Source organism: Methanobrevibacter sp. (assembly GCF_045636185.1).
Lineage (GTDB): Archaea > Methanobacteriota > Methanobacteria > Methanobacteriales > Methanobacteriaceae > Methanocatella.
Window position 1 is genome coordinate 1 of record NZ_JAZTXC010000004.1, and the last position, 18,563, is coordinate 18,563.

General features: G+C 31.4%; 21 protein-coding genes. 5 read left to right on the top strand and 16 right to left on the bottom strand.

Translation table 11 applies throughout. The annotated features are described in order from the left end of the window. Positions 1-165: 165 nt before the first annotated feature. Positions 166-633 carry a HEAT repeat domain-containing protein gene (locus ACKI3Q_RS00410; protein ID WP_407413199.1) on the bottom strand — a complete coding sequence of 156 codons (468 nt, stop codon included), beginning with the start codon at positions 631-633 and terminating at the stop codon, positions 166-168. 96 nt (positions 634-729) lie between these two features. On the opposite strand from ACKI3Q_RS00410, the gene aksF reads away from it, so the two are divergent. Continuing rightward, on the top strand, positions 730-1,728 hold the full coding sequence (gene aksF, locus ACKI3Q_RS00415) for a homoisocitrate dehydrogenase (protein ID WP_407413201.1): 999 nt from the start codon (positions 730-732) through the stop codon (positions 1,726-1,728). After that, on the top strand, positions 1,722-3,191 hold the full coding sequence (locus ACKI3Q_RS00420; protein WP_407413203.1) for a class I adenylate-forming enzyme family protein: 1,470 nt from the start codon (positions 1,722-1,724) through the stop codon (positions 3,189-3,191). The genes aksF and ACKI3Q_RS00420 overlap by 7 nt, the downstream gene beginning before the upstream one ends. A gap of 301 nt (positions 3,192-3,492) precedes the next feature. Here ACKI3Q_RS00420 and argB read toward each other — a convergent pair whose 3' ends face one another. The 4 genes from argB to ACKI3Q_RS00440 form a co-directional block, all read right to left on the bottom strand. Beyond that, positions 3,493-4,362: an acetylglutamate kinase gene (gene argB / locus ACKI3Q_RS00425; protein WP_407413205.1), complete on the bottom strand. Its 870-nt coding sequence runs from the start codon at positions 4,360-4,362 to the stop codon at positions 3,493-3,495. 107 nt (positions 4,363-4,469) lie between these two features. After that, positions 4,470-4,718 carry a hypothetical protein gene (locus ACKI3Q_RS00430; protein ID WP_407413207.1) on the bottom strand — a complete coding sequence of 83 codons (249 nt, stop codon included), beginning with the start codon at positions 4,716-4,718 and terminating at the stop codon, positions 4,470-4,472. Between the two features lie 27 nt (positions 4,719-4,745). After that, the gene (locus tag ACKI3Q_RS00435; protein ID WP_407413209.1) at positions 4,746-5,348 is read right to left on the bottom strand and encodes a DUF998 domain-containing protein; all 603 of its coding nucleotides are present in this window, start codon (positions 5,346-5,348) and stop codon (positions 4,746-4,748) included. Further along, entirely contained in the window at positions 5,349-6,224 is an 876-nt protein-coding gene (locus ACKI3Q_RS00440) for an SAP domain-containing protein (RefSeq protein WP_407413211.1), read from the bottom strand. It lies immediately after the preceding gene. A 287-nt stretch (positions 6,225-6,511) separates the two neighbouring features. Here ACKI3Q_RS00440 and ACKI3Q_RS00445 point away from each other — a divergent pair, with 287 nt between their 5' ends. The 3 genes from ACKI3Q_RS00445 (at position 6,512) to ACKI3Q_RS00455 (ending at position 8,372) form a co-directional block, all read left to right on the top strand. Further along, positions 6,512-7,054 (top strand): hypothetical protein, encoded by a 543-nt coding sequence (locus ACKI3Q_RS00445; RefSeq protein WP_407413213.1) that lies wholly within the window; start codon positions 6,512-6,514, stop codon positions 7,052-7,054. After that, entirely contained in the window at positions 7,051-7,437 is a 387-nt protein-coding gene (locus ACKI3Q_RS00450) for a hypothetical protein (RefSeq protein WP_407413215.1), read from the top strand. Before ACKI3Q_RS00445 ends, ACKI3Q_RS00450 begins: the two co-directional genes overlap by 4 nt. 416 nt (positions 7,438-7,853) lie before the next feature. Beyond that, entirely contained in the window at positions 7,854-8,372 is a 519-nt protein-coding gene (locus ACKI3Q_RS00455; protein WP_407413217.1) for a hypothetical protein, read from the top strand. Between the two features lie 4 nt (positions 8,373-8,376). Here ACKI3Q_RS00455 and ACKI3Q_RS00460 read toward each other — a convergent pair whose 3' ends face one another. From ACKI3Q_RS00460 to ACKI3Q_RS00510, 11 genes are all read right to left on the bottom strand, one after another. Beyond that, positions 8,377-9,393 (bottom strand): alcohol dehydrogenase catalytic domain-containing protein, encoded by a 1,017-nt coding sequence (locus ACKI3Q_RS00460; RefSeq protein WP_407413219.1) that lies wholly within the window; start codon positions 9,391-9,393, stop codon positions 8,377-8,379. Continuing rightward, positions 9,386-10,099, bottom strand: coding sequence for a 2-C-methyl-D-erythritol 4-phosphate cytidylyltransferase (locus ACKI3Q_RS00465; protein WP_407413221.1), 714 nt, complete (start codon positions 10,097-10,099; stop codon positions 9,386-9,388). Before ACKI3Q_RS00465 ends, ACKI3Q_RS00460 begins: the two co-directional genes overlap by 8 nt. Then, positions 10,096-10,707 carry a class I SAM-dependent methyltransferase gene (locus ACKI3Q_RS00470; protein ID WP_407413223.1) on the bottom strand — a complete coding sequence of 204 codons (612 nt, stop codon included), beginning with the start codon at positions 10,705-10,707 and terminating at the stop codon, positions 10,096-10,098. Before ACKI3Q_RS00470 ends, ACKI3Q_RS00465 begins: the two co-directional genes overlap by 4 nt. A 463-nt stretch (positions 10,708-11,170) precedes the next feature. Then, a complete protein-coding gene (argJ, locus tag ACKI3Q_RS00475) occupies positions 11,171-12,394 on the bottom strand; it encodes a bifunctional ornithine acetyltransferase/N-acetylglutamate synthase (RefSeq protein WP_407413225.1) in 1,224 nt (407 codons plus the stop codon). A 12-nt stretch (positions 12,395-12,406) separates the two neighbouring features. Then, the gene (locus tag ACKI3Q_RS00480) at positions 12,407-12,667 is read right to left on the bottom strand and encodes a hypothetical protein (protein WP_407413227.1); all 261 of its coding nucleotides are present in this window, start codon (positions 12,665-12,667) and stop codon (positions 12,407-12,409) included. Between the two features lie 25 nt (positions 12,668-12,692). Next, complete coding sequence (locus ACKI3Q_RS00485) at positions 12,693-13,895, bottom strand: hypothetical protein (RefSeq protein ID WP_407413229.1); 1,203 nt, start codon at positions 13,893-13,895, stop codon at positions 12,693-12,695. Then, positions 13,888-14,913: an NYN domain-containing protein gene (locus ACKI3Q_RS00490; RefSeq protein WP_407413231.1), complete on the bottom strand. Its 1,026-nt coding sequence runs from the start codon at positions 14,911-14,913 to the stop codon at positions 13,888-13,890. Before ACKI3Q_RS00490 ends, ACKI3Q_RS00485 begins: the two co-directional genes overlap by 8 nt. A 57-nt stretch (positions 14,914-14,970) precedes the next feature. Continuing rightward, on the bottom strand, positions 14,971-15,711 hold the full coding sequence (locus ACKI3Q_RS00495; RefSeq protein WP_407413233.1) for a metallophosphoesterase family protein: 741 nt from the start codon (positions 15,709-15,711) through the stop codon (positions 14,971-14,973). Between the two features lie 4 nt (positions 15,712-15,715). Further along, complete coding sequence (locus ACKI3Q_RS00500; protein WP_407413235.1) at positions 15,716-16,066, bottom strand: nascent polypeptide-associated complex protein; 351 nt, start codon at positions 16,064-16,066, stop codon at positions 15,716-15,718. Between the two features lie 179 nt (positions 16,067-16,245). Continuing rightward, entirely contained in the window at positions 16,246-17,388 is a 1,143-nt protein-coding gene (locus ACKI3Q_RS00505) for an aldo/keto reductase (RefSeq protein WP_407413237.1), read from the bottom strand. Positions 17,389-17,474: 86 nt separating this feature from the next. After that, positions 17,475-18,563 (bottom strand): aldo/keto reductase (locus ACKI3Q_RS00510; protein ID WP_407413239.1); only part of this gene is annotated, 1,089 nt, incomplete at its 5' end.

Below are 18,563 nucleotides of genomic sequence, written 5' to 3' on the forward strand. Positions count from 1 at the left end.
CAAATAGTGATTTAAAAAATAAATAACTTGAATAAATAAAAATAAATAAAAATCTGAAATAATATTAGAAAAATAATAAAAATTAGGCTAAAAAATTTTTCGACAAAAAATCAAAAATCAATTTTGGCGGACACCCACAAATCTAAAAAAAGAAAAAGAAAAGATTTAAGCTTTTCTTTGAATTGAAGCTATTGCACTTTGTGCACCTGATTTTACATAACCGCTTTCATCATCAAGCAATTTTTCAAGTGCAGGAATAGCCCTTTCATCATTCAAGTTACCTAAAGCCCAAGCAGCTGCACCACGGACTCTCCAATCAGGATCATCCAATACTTCAATTAAAGGTTCTACTGCAGCAGGACCCATACGACTTAAAGAAGTGGAAGCTTCTCTTCTAACTAATTTATTGTTATCGCTTAAAGTTAAAATTAATGGCCTAATAGCTTTTTCATCATTTATTGCACCTAAAAGTTGTGCAGCATGTAAACGAATATTTTTCTTTCTACTAGATAAAGCAGAAATCAAAGGATCTACGGCTTCTTCACCTTTTAATTCTAATGCACCAACAGCATCTTCAACAACAAAGTCATCTTTGTCATTTAACTTTTCAATCAAATCATCTATTTCAGACATATTCATCCCTCAAATATAACAATTATTAAGTAAATATATTATTTATAATTATATGTATAAAAGTATTTTGATAACATACGAACAAAAAGTGAAATAATGTATAATATTGCAATAATTGGTGGGGACGGAATAGGAAATGAAGTAATGGAATCAGCTGAATATTTATTAGATAAATTAGATTTGAATTTTAATTTCAATTATGGTGAAGCTGGTTTCGAGTGTTTTAATAAAAATGGAACAACACTGCCTGAAGAAACAATTAAAATTGCAAAATCAAGTGATGCAACATTATTTGGTGCTTCAACTTCAACACCCGGCCAACCTAGTCCAATAATAAATCTAAGAAAAGAACTCGACGTATATGCAAATTTAAGGCCAATCAGATCATATAAAGGAATCAAATCCGTTGCCGATAATATTGACTTTATAATCGTGCGTGAAAATACGGAAGGATTATATAGCCAAAAGGAATATGGAAATGACAATGAAGTAATTGCAGAAAGAGTAATTACTCGAACTGCTAGTGAAAAAATCTCTGAAATCGCTTTTAAATTAGCTAAAAGAAGAAAAAAATTAAATAAAGTAACCTGCGTTCACAAAAGCAATGTCCTGAAAAAAACAGATGGTGTTTTTAAGGAATCATTTTACAAAGTAGCTGAAAACTATCCTGAAATTAACACGGAAGACTTTTATGTAGATGCAACGGCAATGTATCTCATTACAAACCCACTGAACTTTGATGTTATTGTATCAACCAATTTATTTGGAGATATACTATCCGATGAAAGTGCAGGTCTAGTTGGAGGATTAGGTCTTGCACCATCAGGAAATATTGGAGATGAAAATGGATTATTTGAACCAGTCCATGGTTCAGCACCAGATATTGCAGGCAAAGGTATTGCAAACCCATGTTCTATGATTTTATCAACATCAATGATGTTAGATTACATTGGTGAAAAAGAGATATCCCAACAGATAAACAAAGCCGTCGAAAGCGTTGTCTGCAGAGGTAAAATATTGACTCCTGATTTGGGAGGCAAAGCCAAGACAAAAGAAATGACGGAAGCCATTGTTCAAGAGGTGATTTCATGTTAAACATCACTACATTTTTAGATGCGAATTCAAAAAGATTAAATAAAAACGTTTTGTACAATCCTAGAAGTGGTGAAAAATACACATCAGGAGAGATATTGTCAATTGTTTCAGAAATTGGTCGTGAATTAAATAGCTTGGGAATTGATAAAGGAGATAGAGTTATAATTTATTTGAATAATTCATGTGAATATTTATTTTCACTTTTTGCAATATGGAGAATAGGGGCAATTGCCATTCCAGCAAACAGAGTTTTTACTGTATCAGAACTAGAATATATTGTTAGCGATTCACAGGCAAAATTAATAATTACTGATGCTGAAGCCCGTGAAATAATTAATATCAATACATATATTCCTCAAAATTTAAATGAATATAAGACATGTGAAATATTAGAGGCTTGCGATACCGATTGGGATGATTTATGTCAGCTCCAATACACATCAGGTACAACAGGTAAACCAAAAGGAGCAATGCTAACACATGGAAATTATTTCACCGCAATACATAATGAATGTGATGTATTAACCCTAAAGCAGGACGACATATTTTTAGGAATTTATCCAATGGCACATGTTGGTCTTTCCTGGGCAATAGCTGCACTTAGAGCGGCGGCTTATTACATTTTAATAGAAAAATTTAATTTAGATGAATATTTGGAATTATGTGAAAAGGAAAAAGTAACTGTTTTAACCGGAATGCCTCCAGTAATTCATTCCCTTACGACAATGGATAAGACAAAAGAATTGAAAACTGTGCGTGAGATAATAAGTGGAGGAGGACCATTACATAAAAAGATATGGAAAGAATTTCACGAAACATATCAAATTCCAATTATCAATGCATACGGATTATCAGAATCAATAGTTATAGGAACAGGAACCGTCATCAGACCGGAAGATTATCGTGAAGCTGACAGATTTGAAAGTGTAGGCCATCCAGTATGTTTTTCAGAAGTGAAAATAGTTGATGAAATTGATTCAACAAAAACTTTAGAAAAATACGAACAAGGAGAAATTGCACTAAGAGGACCGGCTATTGCAAAAGGTTACTGGAGAAGAGAAAAACAAACTATTGAATCCTTTTTAGATGACGGATGGTTTTTAACTGGAGATATTGGATATTTGGATGAAGATAATCGTCTATTCATTACTGACCGTAAAAAGGACATGATTGTGATGAGCGGATGGAAAATCTATCCAACTGAAGTTGAAGAAGTATTAATTAAATATCCAAAACTTAAAGAAATAGCAATATTCAGCATTGGAGACTGTCACAGAGGAGAAATTCCTGTAGCTGCAGTCGTTTGGAATGAAGAACCTGACCATGATGGTTTAATTAAATATGCTCGTGAAAACTTATCCCGTTATAAAGTTCCACGTAAAATCTATGATATGGACGAACTTCCAAGAGTCAATGGATGGAAATTGCTTAGACGTGAATTAAGAAATATGTTCAAAGAATGAAAAGTTAGAAATTAATCTAACTTTTAATCTTTTTTTGCTGTATTACACTTAGTATATATCATTTAAATTTCAACAATATTAATACTCAGCCATGACCTGAAGGAAAAAATTATCCAAGCAAAATCAGTGAAAAACCTATTTTTTAGAGCTTTAAAAAAATAATACAGCATTTAAATTAATGATTTTATATAGATAACAAAACCTTCAATTTATTATTTGATTTAAAATTATTTAAGTTAGATAGAAATCGATAAAGAAAAAATAAGATTAGAGAGGATAAATGTCCTCATCCATAAATAATCTATTTATATATCATAGTTCCAATACCGTTAGTGGTAAATATTTCAAAGAGAATAGAATGTTTTTTACGTCCATCAATGATATGGCAAGATTTAACACCATTCTCTACGGCTTTAACACAGGTTTCTATTTTTGGAATCATACCTCCTGTAATGACACCTTCTTCAATTAAGTCTGGAACTTCACTTACCTTGATTTTTCGAATCAATGATGAAGGATCATTAGGGTCTCTTAAAACTCCTGGAACATCAGTTAAAATAATTAATTTTTCCGCATTAATAGAACTTGCAACTTCACCTGCAGCAGTATCTGCATTTAAATTAAGGCTTGACCCATCTTTTGCTGAACCTATTGGAGATATTACTGGAATATAATCATTATTAACCAACAACTTAAGTAAGTTATAATTAATACAATCGATTTCTCCAACCAAACCCAAGTCAATTTCTTCATCAGAGCCGTCAATTTTACTTGCACCCTTTTTATGGGCAAGAATTAGGCTTGAATCTTTACCTGATAAACTGATTGCATCACCATCATGATTAATTAATTCAGAAACGATATCTGAACTTATTTTACCTGCAAGAACCATTTCAATAATTTCCATTGTTTCTTCGTCTGTAACTCTTAAACCTTGGATGAATTCCGGTTCTTTTCCTAATTTTTCCATTGAACGGGAAATTTCAGGACCGCCACCATGAACAATGAGTGGTTTCATACCAACATATTTAAGTAAAACAGTATCCCGAGCCGTAGAAGACATGGATTCTGCATCTATCATCGCATGTCCTCCATATTTAATTAAAATTTTTTTATCATGAAACTTTTTAATATATGGTAAAGCTTCAATTAAAACGTCAATATCTCTCATTTTATCACTATATCTAATATTTAATTTAATTATTAATAAGTATTTCAGTTTTTTTATATGACAATGATAATAAATTTTTGGAAAAAAATGAATAGGAGTTAGTACTCCTATAATCCACATTTGAATTTGAATCTGTACTCTTGGTTAACAATTTCCATTCCTTCAAATGAACCTTTTAAAATATCTGCGACTTTTTGTAAGTCTTCAGCAGTAATTTGGCTACCATTAGCAACAGGTGAGAAAAATGTAATCATATCATCCGTTATTAGGTAGTTCAAAAGTTTTGTGTCTTCTTTTTGGTATTTTTCAACAATAGCCAAAATTTCTTTTTCAGTAGCTTTATCAAGGTTTGCCATAATATCACCTTAATTTAAAATTAACTTTTAACTATTTAAACTTTGTGTAGTCAAATAGTAACCCGTTAAAAAGTACCAAAATATTAAGGGATAAACGGATGCTCTCTCAAAAATAGGCATGTAAATACTTCTGACATTAAAAAACATAATCCAAAATGCAATTAGTCCAAAAAGACCAAATATTAAAGTAATTTTTTGATATTTATCAAAATTACCCATTGACCTGGAAATTAAAACAAGCAGGATGTTTCCACCCAAAATCGCCATTATCGCACCTAAAGTATGATATCCTGAAGTCAATGGATTTCCCCCATGAATCAGACCAACAATTATAACACCCAAAGATGCAATTAATGTCAAAACATGAAAAGCTATCTTATTTTTAATTATTAAATCCTTGAATTTGTAAAAATTACCAAAAATTAAAGTCAAACCAGTCAAAACAAATGCGGAATTCATTAACAAGAATAACGGAGAATTTCCATTCGGAATTCCAAGTTCGGAAATAGTATGGAATAAATAAGTATTGATTAATGAAGCATTGAAAAAAGTTGCGGAAATAGCTTCTCCTATCAAATAGTACAAACTACCAAAAATAAAAACGATTCCTGCAACTTTAATCTTCATCATTTAGGCTCCAAATTTTTTATTGAAGTATTTTTCCCTTAAGTCAAAGTTTAATTCATCCAAATCTGCACCAGAAAGTGCTTTTTGTAAAATCTTATATGAAGTCTTTTTCGGTACGGTTATATTTGTAACGTGAGATTTAGCCCATATATTATCAAATCTTTTCTTCAAACTGCCAAAATTAAATTTCTCCAAAACATTTTTTAAATTGATTATATTAGCTGCATTAATTATGTCATATGTTGCGTAAGTTTTTGGATCCATAACTATCGGATTTAAACCCAGGATATATCTTTGCAAATCATAATCAAGGAATGTTTCATAATCACCATCATATGCATAAACATGGGCTTTTGCAGATAGTGCATCGATAAAGACTAAAAACTGATTGGAAACTAATGCCCTTGAAATAATTTCATCACAGAAATTCAAAGCGGTTTGAACGTTATCTGCACTTGATGAAGCCACATAAGTTTCATAATCGTCAAATCTGAATGCAACAAGTGCAAACATGTATAAGTCTATCCATTCATTTTCTTTTATGAATTCTTTAGCTTTATCAGTTAACTCATAATCCCCAGAACCTTCACTTAAAACAGGCAATAATCTTTCAACAAGCTCTTGCTTTTTACCGGAAACTTTTAAACCATTTTCTTTAAGCAATTCTTTTAACTGAGCAACGGTGTACTTTTTGGATAATGACTCGGCAGTTATAACTCCCCCAGTACCTACAAGATATCCATTATCAACTAAATACTCTATACAGGCTTCAGCTGATGGAAAAGTACCAAAATTATCTTCCTTTAAAATATCATCAAGTTCATATCCACTATTTAAAAAATTCAAAACATTAAAAACTTCTAATTTTTGTTCACTCACTTAAACACCTTTTTACTTTTAAGTAATATAATAAATTATATCTTTTTTGGTTAATTAATACTTTCCTAAATTATTGGATTTTGAGAATTGTTCAATTGAATATGCTTCTTTGAAAATATTCAGCCAATGTAGTGAAAATAAAATACCTCCAAAATATAATATTGATATGGACTTATTTTTTTGTATAACCTTATAATATTGTGTCAATTTATACTATACTAATTTATAAACTTCAAAATAAAATATTACTAATTATAAAATCATTAAATTTCAAAAGGTGATAAATAATGTGTGAAAAAAATTATGATAGAGAACAATATGAAATAATAGAAAACATATTCGGAGACTTTAGAGAAATCAAAGGAAAAGCATCTGATGAAATACAATCAATAGCGGAAAAACATGGAATAGATGCCGAGATATACAAAACAAAAAATAATGAATTGATATCCTATGGAATGATAAGAAAAGACTTTGAAAATAGTGATTTTGAAAAATATAAAGTTTATGGAGAGGAATTATATGAAAAAAGCAAAAAACAAGTCTGCATTTACCTTTTAGGAACACCCGATATAAAATTTAATGTGACAAAAGAATTTGAGAGTAAAGCCGAAATAAAAATAAACATTTCATTTATGGGATATTCCAGCGTCTATAACACATTAAGACACATTGAGGATTTAGTTAAAAATAGAAAAAAACTGGATAAAGAGGATTTGTTTGCCTTAAAAATGATACCTACAATAGGGCCTCCAGAAGACAAAAGAAATCTAAGAATTGAATGTTTAAAATTATGGAAAACAATAGTGAAGAAAGGGTTGATAAAATGAACGAAGAAAATATAAATCTGATAAGAAAAGCATTTAAGGATTATCGGGAAATAATTGGAGAAACACCTGAAGAAACAAGAAAAGTAGAAGATGGAATTTATCCCGGAGGATATGTCTATACAACAGCGGATGACGAATTTATCGATTTAGAAATTCAAATGAGAGATTATGATATAGAAGATCATGTAAACTACATTGAATTTGCAGAAGCGTTATACGAAAAGCATGGCAAAAAAGTAAATATCTATGTCTATTGTGACCCCTCAATTAAAATAAATATAAAACTTTATGAGATAATGTCAGAGGCAGACTTTAAGATCAGGCTGGCTCAGGTGCAAAAAAATTCAATGATACAAAGGATGAAAGCAAAAATGAAAAAATAAATAGTAAATAATCATGTTAGAAATGGAGATGGTTTTGTTTTGGTCGTGTTTACCCCTTAAGAATAGATGATAAGAAATGAACAACAATAAACTACTATTTTCATTCCAACATGATTTTTCGTGTTTCGTCTAAAAAGGCGATAAAAATGATACAAAAACATATTATCCAATTTTGACTATCACCACCTTCAATGACAATACATTCAACAACTGATTACACTTTAATAATATATTGTGTATAACTTGTTTATAAAGTTTTGCTATTGAAGTTGAAAATTACCCATGAGACAAAAATTATATTATTCTTGCAATATTAAAATAACACAGTTAAATTGCTTTAAAAAGAAACTTACTAATTTATAATTCATTAAATACAATATAACTAATTGTAATTAATTTTTAGAGGTTAGAATAAAATGAACGAAGAAAACATAACAGAAAAAATAAGAATAATCCAAGAAGTATTTGATGAAAAAAGAAATATAATCGACTATGCTCCTCCAGAAATGGTTGAAGTATGTAATGAATGCTATCCTGGGGGAGACATATTTATAACTAAAGAAGGAGAATTAATAGACCTAGAATGTCAATTTAAAGACTTTGATGAAGAAGATCTTGCAAAATATGCTGAACTTGCAGAAGAGCTCTACGAAAAAAATAAAGTGCCGATTTCAATATATGTTCTATGTTCCGAAAGAGTTTTAGTTCCAGAAATTCCCATTAAATCAGAAGCAATATTCAATATTAAATTGGCTCGCATAGAACATAACCCCATATATGATACATTATTTCAGATTAAAGAAAAGGTTGAAAACGGTATGCCTCTTGATGATGAAGATTTTTTCGGCCTTCTAACTCTACCCATTATGGGATCCAAAAAGGATAGAAAAAAATTAAGAGTTGAATGCTATAGACTTTTAAGAAAAGCATTATGATAATTTAGATTTCCCATTTCAATATGGTTTTTCCAAAGTCTGAGATATAATCCATATCAAAAGAGACTTTTAAATCATCAATTGACTTGATTAAACAGACATTTGTAATTAATTTAGATAAATAATTAAAAAGATGAGGATTATTGGAAAGAAGGTCAACGACACCTTCAAAATCTTCTCTTTCAGACCGGCTATTTCCCTGCAATGTCAGTCCTTTTTCCAATATCATACGAGTGTTAATAGGTATTGGATATTCGCTTACGCCAAACAAATTAATCGTTCCTTGAGGATTTATTAACTCAATGATTTGATCAATAGCTGATTGTGAAGCTGCAGAGCCAACGCATTCAAATGCATGATCTATTTTTAAGTCTTCAGGCACTTCATGTATAAGATAAACATTATCTGCAAATGAAAACAAGTTTAAATTTTCAATATGCTTTCCAAAAACAACAATTTCACATTCAGGACATATCTCTTTTAGAAGAAGAGCAGTAATGTAACCCAAGTTTCCATCACCCCAAACGCCTAAAACTTTGCATGATGCTTTTTCAAATTCTAAAAATTTCATTATTCCTTGATATGCAACAGTGATTAACTCAATAAAAGCAGATACCTGCATATTAAAATTATTCGGTAATTTAACTAACCTATCATGTTTCAAACTTACCAAATCACTTGTGAATCCATCAAAACCACTGCCTCTAAATTTAGACAATGGAGAATAATTCGCACGAAATTCATCTTCGCCAAATGGAGTGTTTGGTATCATTACAACATTATCTCCAGCTTTAAAAACACCTTTACTATCACTAACTACCTCTCCAACGGCTTCATGAATCAGAGCCATAGGCAATTTCCGGGATAGGATATCAGGAGGTCTTGAACCCTGATAATATCTTTGGTCAGCCTGACATATTGAAAGATAGGTTGGTCTTACAACGACATCATCTAATTCAATTTCATCAATAGCTTCTTCAAAGAATTTTGGAGATTTTAATCTATAAACAATATTAATCATGGTCTGATTCCTTTAAGATTGTATTAGCTAACTTTAAATCATACGGATATGTAATTTTAATGTTTGTTATTTCACCCTCAACAAGATGTACGTCTTCACCCTTAAGGACGAATATTTTACATGCATCTGTTAATATATTAGTTTCGCTATCACTTAAATTATTAATTAATTCATATAGTTTATTTATTCTAAAACTTTGGGGAGTCTGGCCTTGATAGAAATTGTCCCTTATAGGAATATCCTTAATTAATTCACCGTCAATACTTTCAACAATTGTATCTGTTGCAGGGACAACGGTATCACAGGCACCAAATTCTTTTGCAGCTTTAATATTATCCTCAATTATGCGATGGGTGACAAAAGGACGTACAGAATCATGGGTGACAATTATAGAATCATCATCAATATCAAAATTTTCTTTAACATATTCAATAGAATTGATTATGGTATCATTTCTTGTATTTCCACCCGCTAAAACAATAATGTTATTATTTTCACCAAAATATTCATTAATCAGATTTTTAGTATGATTAATAAAGCTTTTTGGTGATAAAACAATAATTTTATCAAATTTGGAATTAATGACAAATTTTTCAATTGTGTGGATAATAACCGGCTTATCGCCAAGAGTTAAAAATTGTTTAGGGGTTTCTGTTCCACCCATTCTTGATCCAATTCCACCTGCCAATATAGCTGCAAAAATCATTTTATATTCTCCTTTTCAAACACTACGAAATAATGTGATTTACCTTCAGGAATATCTTCTCCAATTTCCTCATTCAAATAAGTCATCTTAAGTCCATGATTTGAAAAATACTCTTCAAGTTCTACTGGAGAGTTTCTTACTTGAGTTGGAGGTCCTTTAGGAACATCCCATTTTTTATAATCCATAATAGCTATTCTGCCATCATTTTTAATTAAACGGGCAAATTCACTTATTGCTTCATCAATTTTTCTTGAAGCGTTAAATCCATGAAAAACATTAACCGTCAATATTACATCAAATGTCCCATCATCAATTTCAGAAATGCCCTGCGTAATATCTGCTTCAATATTAATTAAATTATCTACACTGTTTTCTAATTTATATTTTTCCATGTCCTCAATTGATGCATCATAAACATCAACGGCATAAACTGTACCTGAATCAATATATTCATCCAGAAGTTTAATTGCAATGTGTCCATCACCACAACCAGCATCCATAATTATTTCTGAGCCATTTAAGTCCAATTCATCAATTATTTCATTTGAATCCAGGAAAAAATCACTAGAAAATCCATGTGCCCTATGTCCATTTTTAGGAATCATCATGATATAAAGTATCTAAAGAATAGTATTTAATAGTAGTTAATTGGATTTTTTGAAAAAATGTGAAAAAAATTAATGAATATCTACATGACACAATTACTGAATCAAATGTCGATTAATAAAATCAATTAAATTAAAAACAATTATGATAAAAAAATAGTTTGAATGAAATCATGCAAAATAATTAATCGAAATTTTAATTAAATGATGGTTAGATTTTAATGAAAAATATAATTTTGGTATGGTTAAAAAAAGAAGTGTCGAGAGGACTTATTTTTTCCAGGTTTGTTTAACTCCTCTTCCTCTTTTACTACCAGGTTTAGTATAACTTCTTTTTTGTCTGGTTCTTCTGTTAGTTCCTTTAACTTTTGCCATATCTTACCCTCCTTAAAAATTTATTAAATATAATAATTAGAATTATTTTATAACATAAAGATATTTGTTTTTAAAGTATTTATATGTTTTCTTATGTGGTGTATTCTGCATTGATTTTGACATAATCATAAGTTAAATCACAACCCCATGCAGTTGCTTCACCATCACCTAAAAACATGTTAATTTTAACAGCAATGTTTTTGGATTGCATTATCTTTTCAGCTCGTTCTAGATAAGGAGTGTTTTCAAAAGCAAGAATTTCACCTTTGCGGACCAAATCTACCTCATCATCCTCATCTGCAATTGCAATAGTTACAATATCAGGATTTAATTCACATCCGGAATAACCTATAGCTGAAACAATTCTACCCCAATTTGGATCACCGCCAAAAACAGCAGACTTGAACAATGGAGAAGTCACAATTGCTTTAGCAGCAAGCTTTGCATCATCAAATGATTCAGCACCACGAACATTAGCTTCAATGAACTTTGTTGCTCCTTCACCATCACGGGCCATCTTTTTAGCTAAATTAATGCATAAATGATTTAAACCTTTCTGGAAATTAGGGTCTATTTCACCATCATTTTCAACATCAATTCCAGATGCCCCATTTGCTAACATCAAACAGGTATCGTTAGTACTTTCATCACCATCAACAACTATCATGTTAAAACTTAAATCAGCAGCAATTCTCACTGCTTTCTTGATAGCTTTTTGAGAAATTACCGCATCAGTTACAATAAAAGATAGCATTGTTGCCATATTAGGAGCAATCATTCCACTGCCTTTTGTAATACCTGCAATTTTTACGACTTCACCAGTGGTTAAAGTTACTTCAACTGCTTCTTCTTTAGGAAAAGTATCTGTAGTCATTATTGCCTTAGCAGCAGCAAGGGAATTCTCCGGATTATTGTCTAATTTAGAAATGGATTCATAAGCAACTTTAGATATTATATCCATTGGCATTTCACGACCAATAACCCCTGTTGAACAGATAGCAATTTCGCTAGCAGGTACTTTTAAATCTTTAGAAACAATATTGACCAATTCTTCACAGTCTTCAATTCCTTTTTGACCGGTGAAACAATTTGCATTACCACTATTTACAACAATAGCAGAAACAATACCTTTTTTAACAACATTTTTTGTATATGTTACCGGTGCTGCAACAACTTTGTTTGTTGTAAAAACAGCAGAAGCAGTACTGTTTGGGGCTAAAATTACGGTAACCCCATATTTTCCTTCACGAGCTCCAGATATCTTAATATCATCAATGATGGAAAATCCTCCATCAACTTCACGTATAAATTCCATAATATCACAAAATTAATTATTTTTTGAATGCATAGATACATTCTGATTAAAGTCCACATTATCTGCTTCATAATCATACTCTACAGGAGCGGGAGTATTATGAGGAGATATCATTTCGTGTGTTACATTTTCAACATGAACAGTAGTATTATTTTGAGTTTGATTGTCATGTTCTGTCATACTGACTGAAATTCCAATAGCCGAACCAATGACAAATGCCACTAATGCCAATATCATTAAAAAAGCTATAATTCCTTCATTCCTTCGAGCCATCGTAATTCCCTTTTTAATTTTTTAATTAAGCAACAAAAGCATATATTAATGCTATAATAATTGTAATAAAACTGAATGCACCCAATCCAAGAACACTTAATAAATAAGTGATTATAAATACGAATGCAAATACTGCGATTAATTTCTGTTTTTCATTTTCAAATAGATTGATTAAAGTTCTTGTAAATTCAGAAGGTACGTTATATGCATATAAACCATTAGCAAGTTCAAAAACTACCAAAGACAATGGAGAATTTGAACCTATATTATCTACCAATTGAGCTCTCTCACCAGCTTCTCTCCGGCTCCTGCCAACACCTGCTCTAATTTTTGCATCATTATCAAGTGCAAACCAAGCAGCATCTAAACCGGCACGAATAGCCAAATCTTTTGATGGGAAACGTGCAATGAAATCATCCCCACCTTCACGGTAACCTTCAAGGTCTCCACCACACTCGGTTTCAATGAAATATTTAATATTTGTCATTAAATCAACCAATTGGGTTTTACCATGTTTACTGGTATAAGCTGTTGAATCAATTAAATCAACGAATAGATAATTTTGAAACTCTGAAGGTTTGGATTGGGCTAATTTAAATGGTCCATCAAAAACCAATGCATATTCTCCACCAAGCTTTGTAAAAGCCACACCAGGGAAGTTTCCTAGATTTTGTCTGTAATTAATAGACCTTTCAATTGAAGCTGCCCCAGTCATTCCCACAGCAGATATCACTTCAACACCTTTTTCAAGACCTATACCTATTAATTCAATAGCAACCCTGATTGCATCATTTTTACTTAACATTTTTGCAACAAGTTCAGTGGAACTCTTTTCAACAATTTCTCCTTTTTCATTTTCAATAATTTTAACGAAGATATTAATTAAATTTGATGGATTTGGGAGTTCAACATAGAAATAACGATCACTACCCATTACAATATTACTTACAAGAGCATATTCTTCAATTTTATTTTCTGCAGGTTTAATTTCATAGAATTTATAATCCTCAGGCATATTTTCAGCACCCAAATCTCTTATAAGATTGCTTTCAATGCCTTCAGAAGTAATCTCTGCTTTTTCTAGTTCAAATAGGATAGTTTGAGTATAATTAAATAATTCAACATATTCATTCTGTATTGAATCTGTTGGAAAGAATTTAGTCCCTACACTAATTGGTGTGAGACCTGTGGTTAGCTTAATTATAGCTTTAGATAAGCTATTAACCATCTAATTTTCCTCCTTTTTCTAATTCAATTTCAAACTCACCAGGACGTTCCAACAACATGTCAGGTTTTACTGAAACAAATGGAAACTTCCATGAACCGAGTCTTCCTGCAATAGTACTTGCAATATTTCTTGAATTCTTCTTGATAAATACTTCATCGTGAGCACTTACACGAACTAAAATATTATAAGGAGCATTTTCAGTAACTTCATCAGCCAACATAATATTTAATTCAAAAGTTCCTGGTTTAGTGAATAAATCATTACGAACTGCAATTAATGGTTTTTTCTCAAGACCCAATCTATCAGCAACAGTGACAGAAATATTTCCTGCATTTTTAACTGTTTTTTTATAGTCTTTTGGATGAACAAGTACAAAAATAACATAAGGAGCTGCTATTTCAACATCATCAACCATATCTACAATTTTATTGAACATTGGTATTTTTGAGAAGATATTTTCAACTTTTGAATTTATATTGGTATCATCATCAATACGAACAATTGCCTGTTTTGCAATATTTAATGGGGAAATTTCCAATCCGTCCTTACCTGTGTAAACTTCCCATCTTTTAAAGTTTAATTGCTTAATAATTTCTTCTGAAATATTTTGCAAAATACGTTTATCATGTTTAGGTTTTTTTGGCCTACCAAATGTTAATCTACCATTTTTTATAACAAATGGAATCCTAAATGAATTAATATTTTTAAATTCAGCAGCATAATCTCTGAATTTATCATTTGATAAAATTTTTGCTTTTTCATTATAAGCAATCTCTAAAATAAAATGATCAGCATCATTACCTGCCGGAACTTCCTCTACATTATCACTTTCCAACAGTTTTAAAAAAGCATCTTTGTCATCAATTTCATGGCGAAGTGATGCATCGGCTATAATGACAAATTCATCTTCACTTTCCTCCAATGCTTTTACAGCAGCTAATATATTAGCCATTTGAGGTTGTGAGTTTTCATTTTTTACATTGTGTGCAACATTAGACGCATCTACAACTACTTTCATAATATCACCTGCGAAACTAATCTATTATTCATTTATTATATAAACCTAACCAAATATTTAAGATTTTCTTCGGTATTTTCCAAATAAAATTTTTTCTCCACCAACATTATGTAGAAATAGCTCCATTGAATCCTCATAAATATTATAAACATTATAAGAATTACCAATTTTGCCTCTTAACTTATTTGAAGAAAGTGAACCGGCATTAACAACAATTGTTTCATTAATTTTCCAAATGTTAGGAACATGCTTGTGTCCAGATAATACCAAATCTACTTCATGAGTGGTCAAAGTTTTTAAAATATCTCCTGCATCAGACAATACATTACGTTCACGGCCAGTATCCGGAATTGAAATAACATGATGGTGAAGAGCCACAATAGAAAATCTATTGTTGACAACACATTCATCCAATTGATGTTCCATCCATAACTGTTGGGGAATACCAATATGGCCTCTATTTTCATCATGAGCACTACTGTCAAGACCAATGACAGTAAATTCATCATCCTTAGTTAATTTCCAGCTTCTTTCACCAACCAATTCTTCAAAGCTTTGATAACCAAGATTACGTGAATCATGGTTGCCTGGAATTGCAAACAATGGGGCTTCAAACAGGGCCAAATATTCAATAGCCCTTTGATATTCTCTGTAATAACCACTGTTTGTTATATCTCCGGTTAATATAATCATATCCGGTTTTAAATTATTTATTTCGCTTACTGCTTTTAAGAAAACTTCTTCATCAAAAGCATCCTTACTTATATGCAAATCCGAAATATGTACTATAGTTGTCATGTTATCACTGATTTAATTTCATAATAGCTTCGGCAAGATCTCCTTTACATTCCTCTAAAGCTTGCCTTGCAACATCTTCCGAAACATTAGCTTGATTAGCTACCATTTCAACATCTTCATCAGGAATTTCAATTTCATATTCAAGTTCTACTTCACGAGCTTGACCTTCCACTTGATAGGTTTCCTGACCCATAACATTCATTAAACTGACAGACGGATTGTCAATGATTAATTCCTTATCTTCAAAACGGATAATGACTTCAGTTACACCATCAAGGTCTTCCATTTTCATACCCATCTTTTTCATTTGTCTTTCCATCTGTTTCATCTGCTTTTTATTCATACCAGGTATCATAATACATCCTCAAAATTAATTGAATTATATGTAAATATATAATTTATCTTATTAAAATCTACTTATAAAATTATTATTTTAGAAATTTTGACTTTAAAAACACGCCTAAAAAAATAAAAAAAAAATGAAAAATCTGAATATATTACATTTCAAAGAAATTTTAAGAAATTTGAACTACATCATCCAGAAAAACCATAATATTCAGTTTCAAAGGTTTTTGCAACATCCTTCATGACTTTTGGAATATCAATATGCTGAGGACATTCTTCAACACACATTTCACATTCAGTACAATCAGATGCGATGCCAACACCAGGCAATTTAGAATAATTTAAATATGCATTGCCTACTGGAGTCCAAGGTGCAGGATTCAAGATTTTTTCATTATTGTATAAATCAAAGACCTTTGGTATGTTAATTTCCTCAGGACATGCTTCCAAACAGTATTTGCACTTTGTACAATCCACTGCAATATTGGAATTAATGATATCCCTTACTTTTTCAAGGATTTCATATTCCTCATCATTTAACGGAGTGAAGTTTTCAAAGTCTTCAACATTTTGCTCCAATTGTTCAAAACTGCTTGCTCCAGTTAAAACCATGCAAACATTATCCAGACTGGCCACAAACCTTAATGCCCATGAAACAATGGAAGCGTCAGGATTATAATCTTTCATTAGCTTTTCAGCTTCAGGAGGAACATTAGCCAAAAAACCTCCTTTTAAAGGCTCCATTACCAACACAGGCTTATTATGCTTACAGGCTACCTCATAACATTTTCTTGATTCAATGCTGTCATTTTCCCAGTCGAGATAATTAATCTGAAGCAAAACAAACTCCATTTCAGGATGTATTGTCAAAATATTATCCAGATACTCCGCATTACCATGAGTGGACAAACCTAAATGTTTGATTTTTCCCTCTTCTTTTTTCTTATTTACAAATCCAAAAGAATCAACATTCAGAAAACCAGGCTCTGAAAAACCGCTTACATTATGCAACAGATAATAATCAAAACAATCAATGCCAGTACGTTCAAGCTGCTCAGAAAATATTGGCTCAAGCTGATCTTCTGAAGTTATTGAAAACAAAGGTAATTTATCAGCAATAACATATGAATCTCTAGGATATCTTTCTACAACCGCTTTTCTAAAAGCTACTTCACAATTACCAAAATGATAAGGATAAGCAGTGTCAAAGAAAGTAAATCCTTTTTCTAAAAATAAATCTGCCATTTTATTTACTTGATCGAAATCAACGCTTGACTCATCATTTTCATCAAGCAAAGGCAATCTCATCATTCCAAAAGCTAACTTTTTCATAATTCCATCTCCCTAATTAATTCCATCTCTTCTTTATAATTTCATAACATGATTAATTATTATTTTATCTTTATGACAATATAATACTAATTGAACAAATCCTGGGCATCCAGCATTATATCTACTATTTTAACGCTAAACGGACACCTGTCTTCACATTCGCCGCATGCGATACATTCAGTTGCATCATAAGTTAAATTGTTATAATGCTCCCTGACACTTTGTGGAACCTCATCATGAACAATAGCTAAATCATACAATTTTATAAGCCCACCAATGTCAATTCCAGAGGTACATGGTGCACAATGACCGCAATACATGCATTTGCCTTCAAATGAATGATTAGGTGCATTGGCTAAAATGTCCTTATACTCCTTTTCGCTATCTGATGCAGTTTCATATTCCAGTGCCGCATCCATTTCTTTAGTATCGCCAACGCCTACAAAAATACTGGCTACTCCTTTTTGTTCCAATGCATAATGAATACATTGAACAGGAGTTAATGCAACGCCAAATGGAGAATCATTTTCATCGAATAGTCTTCCGCTGGCATAACCCTTCATTACTGTTATTGGAGTGCCATTATCTTCGCATAATTGATAAAGTTCCGCTCTCCTCGGATCCAGGCCAGCTAAACCTTCATATTTATCATCATCCCTATAATCATCAAGAGCATCTGTTGGCGGAAACATATCATATGCCGGATTGATACTAAACATCAATAATTCAATTTCAGGATTTTCCGCTGCCAAAAAAGCAATTTCCGTGCTATGAGTACTGAAACCGATGTGTTTAATTATGCCATTAGCCTTTAAATCACGAACATATTCAATAAATTCTCCAGACATTATTTCATCATAATCCTCTTGAGTATCAACATAATGAATCATTCCAAAATCCAGCATGCCAATTTGAAGTCTTTCCATGAAATCTTCAAAAGCTTCCTTTACCTTATCCATTTCACGGGTTCTGACATATTGATTATTCTGCCATGTAGCACCGATATGGCCCTGTATAATCCATTTATCCCGAGTATCTTTAATGGCTTTACCCAAATTAGTTCTAACCGTAGGCTCACTCATCCAACAATCAATAAAATTTATTCCATTAGCTTCACAATGCCTCACAATTTCTTCAACATCTTCATAAGGCCTTTCAATATACCATTCAGCACC

What these genes read in the sequence shown, in the direction of transcription:
- ACKI3Q_RS00410 (WP_407413199.1), bottom strand. Translation starts at nt 633, where the DNA reads ATGTCTGAAATAGATGATTTGATTGAAAAGTTAAATGACAAAGATGAC.
- aksF (WP_407413201.1), top strand. Translation starts at nt 730, where the DNA reads ATGTATAATATTGCAATAATTGGTGGGGACGGAATAGGAAATGAAGTA.
- ACKI3Q_RS00420 (WP_407413203.1), top strand. Translation starts at nt 1,722, where the DNA reads ATGTTAAACATCACTACATTTTTAGATGCGAATTCAAAAAGATTAAAT.
- argB (WP_407413205.1), bottom strand. Translation starts at nt 4,362, where the DNA reads ATGAGAGATATTGACGTTTTAATTGAAGCTTTACCATATATTAAAAAG.
- ACKI3Q_RS00430 (WP_407413207.1), bottom strand. Translation starts at nt 4,718, where the DNA reads ATGGCAAACCTTGATAAAGCTACTGAAAAAGAAATTTTGGCTATTGTT.
- ACKI3Q_RS00435 (WP_407413209.1), bottom strand. Translation starts at nt 5,348, where the DNA reads ATGATGAAGATTAAAGTTGCAGGAATCGTTTTTATTTTTGGTAGTTTG.
- ACKI3Q_RS00445 (WP_407413213.1), top strand. Translation starts at nt 6,512, where the DNA reads ATGTGTGAAAAAAATTATGATAGAGAACAATATGAAATAATAGAAAAC.
- ACKI3Q_RS00450 (WP_407413215.1), top strand. Translation starts at nt 7,051, where the DNA reads ATGAACGAAGAAAATATAAATCTGATAAGAAAAGCATTTAAGGATTAT.
- ACKI3Q_RS00455 (WP_407413217.1), top strand. Translation starts at nt 7,854, where the DNA reads ATGAACGAAGAAAACATAACAGAAAAAATAAGAATAATCCAAGAAGTA.
- ACKI3Q_RS00460 (WP_407413219.1), bottom strand. Translation starts at nt 9,393, where the DNA reads ATGATTAATATTGTTTATAGATTAAAATCTCCAAAATTCTTTGAAGAA.
- ACKI3Q_RS00465 (WP_407413221.1), bottom strand. Translation starts at nt 10,099, where the DNA reads ATGATTTTTGCAGCTATATTGGCAGGTGGAATTGGATCAAGAATGGGT.
- ACKI3Q_RS00470 (WP_407413223.1), bottom strand. Translation starts at nt 10,707, where the DNA reads ATGATGATTCCTAAAAATGGACATAGGGCACATGGATTTTCTAGTGAT.
- argJ (WP_407413225.1), bottom strand. Translation starts at nt 12,394, where the DNA reads ATGGAATTTATACGTGAAGTTGATGGAGGATTTTCCATCATTGATGAT.
- ACKI3Q_RS00480 (WP_407413227.1), bottom strand. Translation starts at nt 12,667, where the DNA reads ATGGCTCGAAGGAATGAAGGAATTATAGCTTTTTTAATGATATTGGCA.
- ACKI3Q_RS00485 (WP_407413229.1), bottom strand. Translation starts at nt 13,895, where the DNA reads ATGGTTAATAGCTTATCTAAAGCTATAATTAAGCTAACCACAGGTCTC.
- ACKI3Q_RS00490 (WP_407413231.1), bottom strand. Translation starts at nt 14,913, where the DNA reads ATGAAAGTAGTTGTAGATGCGTCTAATGTTGCACACAATGTAAAAAAT.
- ACKI3Q_RS00495 (WP_407413233.1), bottom strand. Translation starts at nt 15,711, where the DNA reads ATGACAACTATAGTACATATTTCGGATTTGCATATAAGTAAGGATGCT.
- ACKI3Q_RS00500 (WP_407413235.1), bottom strand. Translation starts at nt 16,066, where the DNA reads ATGATACCTGGTATGAATAAAAAGCAGATGAAACAGATGGAAAGACAA.
- ACKI3Q_RS00505 (WP_407413237.1), bottom strand. Translation starts at nt 17,388, where the DNA reads ATGAAAAAGTTAGCTTTTGGAATGATGAGATTGCCTTTGCTTGATGAA.